The sequence below is a fragment of the Bradyrhizobium sp. genome, from assembly GCF_036009065.1.
Classification (GTDB): Bacteria; Pseudomonadota; Alphaproteobacteria; order Rhizobiales; family Xanthobacteraceae; genus Bradyrhizobium.
In genome coordinates this window covers 1-2,924 of the sequence record NZ_DASYMN010000214.1, presented here as the reverse complement: position 1 = coordinate 2,924, position 2,924 = coordinate 1, and the positions used below count along the sequence as shown (strand labels likewise).

Here is a 2,924-nt window from a genome sequence, read left to right as displayed (position 1 = left end):
CGCTGGCGCCGGCCCGGTTCTCGACGACAACTGACACGCCCAACTTTTCCTGCATCTTCTGCGCCGCGAGCCGGCCCATGAAATCCGCTGGTCCACCGGCCGGGTAAGGAACGACGATGCGGATTATTCGATTAGGCCACTCTTGCGCCATACCGGGAGAGGCGAGGAACACTGCAACCAGCAAAGCAAGCCAACGCATGGCGATCAGGCCTTTCTAAATGTTTTGCATATTCATGGGATCGCCCAGTCGAGCAGAACGCCCGGCGCGGCGAAGACGGCCTCGACGCCCTCCCGCGCCAACTGGCCGGCCAGTGCATCTGCTCCTGTCTGACGACGCATCGGGAATTGTCCCGCAAGCTTGGCCCCTGCATTCCCTGGTGAGAGTGCGATCCTAATCAACCGCGAGACGGCTGTCCATAAATTATGAAATATATGTCCATCTAGTGGACATTCGGCTATGATGGCGCGTGGCCGCACGATTGTTGGAGGCGTCCTATGGCGGCGCCGTGTGTCGTCAGCGACGAAAGTAGTGGACGATCAGGGAGCCGCGCAGGCACGGTGACACCGCCACGCAAACCGATGGGCATGTTGTATGGCTACCGATGACGTTGAAGCAACGAACGAAGGCGCGTGCTCCACCGTCCGCGCCGTCGACCGCGCCGTCGCCATCCTGCAATGCTTTACCGGCGACAAGCCGGCGCTTAGCGTGCTCGACATCCAGAAGCGGGTCGGGCTGAGCCGGCCGACGCTCTATCGACTTCTGCAAACACTCGGCGCTTCCGGCCTGATCAAGGCCGAAGGCGATCCTCAGCGCTTCCGCCTGGCGCATGGCGTGATGGAGCTCGCCCATGTCTGGCTGGCCGGGCTTGAGAAGGTCGACGTCGCAAGGCCCATTCTCGAGCAGCTTCGCGACAGCACCGGAGAGACCGCCGCGCTGTTCGTGCTGCGCGAGCAGAAGCGCATCTGCGTGCTGGAGTTGGAAAGCCACCACGCGCTCACCATTGCCCGCGGCATCGGCGATACCGGCGACATCACGCGCGGTGCGAGCGGCAAGGCCATCCTTGCTTTCCTCGATGACAAGCGGCGCGACGCCATTCTCGATCAGGTCGCAAAGCCGCGCCGCGCCGAACTCGTCAAGGCCTTGGAGCTGGTGCGCAGCCGGGGCTACGCCGTCAGCCTCGGCGAAGTATTTGTCGGCGCGGTCGCGTTCGCCGCACCAACCTTCAACCACAATGGCGAAGTCATCGGATGCCTCGGCGTGTTCGGCCCCAAGGCGCGCGTGAAGGACGCGGACATCCCGCGCTTCGGCGCGCAGGTGATAGAGGCGGCCAACGCGGTGTCCGAGCAGTTCGGCCATCGCGTGGCAAAGACCGGCAAGCAGCTCAAGCCGCGGGCCTATCGCAAGCGCGGCGCGGCGTAAACAATCAATAGCGCTGCACCAGAAAATCGTCGGTGAATTCACCGAGCGATACCTTCACCGGGATTTCGCCTTCGACACCGAGCTCGATGATGTCGGAACCGGATTTCCGATCCGCTGGCGTCAACGCTTCGATCCGCTCGGCGATCTTCTCCGCCTGCCAGGCGTTCAGTCCCCAGCAAAAGCCGCCGGGCTCCTGCCTCATGCCGCAATCGCCGACTTCGCCCTCAGCAGGCAACAGGCGTAGCGTGGTACGCGATATGGCGGTGGTGAGCTGTTCGCGCACGTCGAGCTGCCGCGGATCTTCTGCGAAAGAGCGCAACAGATTGGCGAGTGTCTGCAGATCCTGTCGCTCTCCAAGGAAGAGGAACATCGGGTTGAAGTCGCTCGGCAGATAGTCGAAACGTAGCATTGGCATCCTCTTCAAGGCGTCGTGCCCAGAACCTTGACGATGTCCTGTGCGTGGCACAGCTCCACATTGCCGACTTCGTCGGGCCTGTCCGGTGCTTCGATCAATCGCACCTCGACCCACATTCCGTCGCCCATGTTTTCGGTGACCTCGGCAACGATCTTCTGGGTCAGTTGCAGACGGTCGCCGGGCTTCAGCGTCATCAGGTCGATCATGGCTTGCCTTAAAAGAACGTGCTCAAATTCTTCGCCAGGAGCACGTTCTGGTCCAGCAGGATCTCGCGGCGTGCGATCTTCCAGCCGTCCGATGTCTTGCGGATCAGGTCGGTGCGTTTGCCGACAAAGGTGTAGGTCTCGTACTCGATCCGGTTCTGGTAGACAAGGAAGCGACAGCGCACTTCGACTTCCTGCGGCGCCTCTAGCGACGGCGTCGCGCCCAGCACCTGCACATTGCTGACCATATGGCAGACCCGCGACAGCGGCTCTTCGGCGTAATGCACGCCGGTGAGGATCTGGTCGACGCGCTTGGTTAGCGTCCACTTATCCTCGTCGAACCAGCTGATGCCGGAGCCCTGCACGGTGTTTTCGCGCTGCGCATGCTGGCCGAACTTCACGTTGCGCCGGATCGGCATGAAGTAGGTCATGTCGTCGGCAAGCAGATTGAGCCAGTCGCGGAACTGCCGGTTATCGAGCAGATCCGCCTCCGCATAGAGGAAATCCTCCATATCGGCCTTGAGCCGGTAATAGGCATCGGTGCGCGGCAGAGCTGAAGATGCCGCGGCTGCCGCCTCCGCGGTCAACACGTCGCTCATGCCTTTTCTCCCTGGTTGTTTTTCGGCTTTGGCGGCACCGGCCCGCCCTGATGGGCGAAGCAGCCAACATCGATCACCGTTCCGGAAATCGCTTCCGCTTCGGGCGAGATCAGGAACGCGATTGCATTCGCAATATCTTCACCGGCCGCCGGCCGTCCTGCCGCAGTGCCGGGCGCGCCTATGCCGAGCCGCAAAGCATCGCCGCCGACCCGGCCGAGACTCATGCCGCTGACGATGCCGCCGCCGCCGGGTACGACCGTATTCACGCGAATACGATGATGCAGGAA

At 62.3% G+C, this 2,924-nt stretch carries 5 protein-coding genes and 1 pseudogene; 1 reads left to right on the top strand and 5 read right to left on the bottom strand.

What is annotated here, in order from left to right; genetic code table 11:
• A pseudogene (locus VGP39_RS13165) lies at positions 1-199 on the bottom strand (tripartite tricarboxylate transporter substrate binding protein); the annotation flags it as partial.
• 393 nt (positions 200-592) lie between these two features.
• On the opposite strand from VGP39_RS13165, the gene VGP39_RS13160 reads away from it, so the two are divergent.
• Entirely contained in the window at positions 593-1,420 is an 828-nt protein-coding gene (locus tag VGP39_RS13160) for an IclR family transcriptional regulator (RefSeq protein ID WP_327568542.1), read from the top strand.
• A 4-nt stretch (positions 1,421-1,424) separates the two neighbouring features.
• On the opposite strand, the gene VGP39_RS13155 is transcribed toward VGP39_RS13160, so the two are convergent.
• The 4 genes from VGP39_RS13155 to VGP39_RS13140 all read right to left on the bottom strand — a co-directional run.
• Entirely contained in the window at positions 1,425-1,829 is a 405-nt protein-coding gene (locus VGP39_RS13155) for a hypothetical protein (RefSeq protein WP_327568541.1), read from the bottom strand.
• An 11-nt stretch (positions 1,830-1,840) separates the two neighbouring features.
• On the bottom strand, positions 1,841-2,041 hold the full coding sequence (locus VGP39_RS13150; RefSeq protein ID WP_327568540.1) for a hypothetical protein: 201 nt from the start codon (positions 2,039-2,041) through the stop codon (positions 1,841-1,843).
• Between the two features lie 8 nt (positions 2,042-2,049).
• Positions 2,050-2,637, bottom strand: coding sequence for a 3-phenylpropionate/cinnamic acid dioxygenase subunit beta (locus VGP39_RS13145; protein ID WP_327568539.1), 588 nt, complete (start codon positions 2,635-2,637; stop codon positions 2,050-2,052).
• The coding region (locus VGP39_RS13140) for an SDR family oxidoreductase (protein WP_327568538.1) at positions 2,634-2,924 on the bottom strand (291 nt) is incomplete at its 5' end. The genes VGP39_RS13145 and VGP39_RS13140, both read right to left, overlap by 4 nt.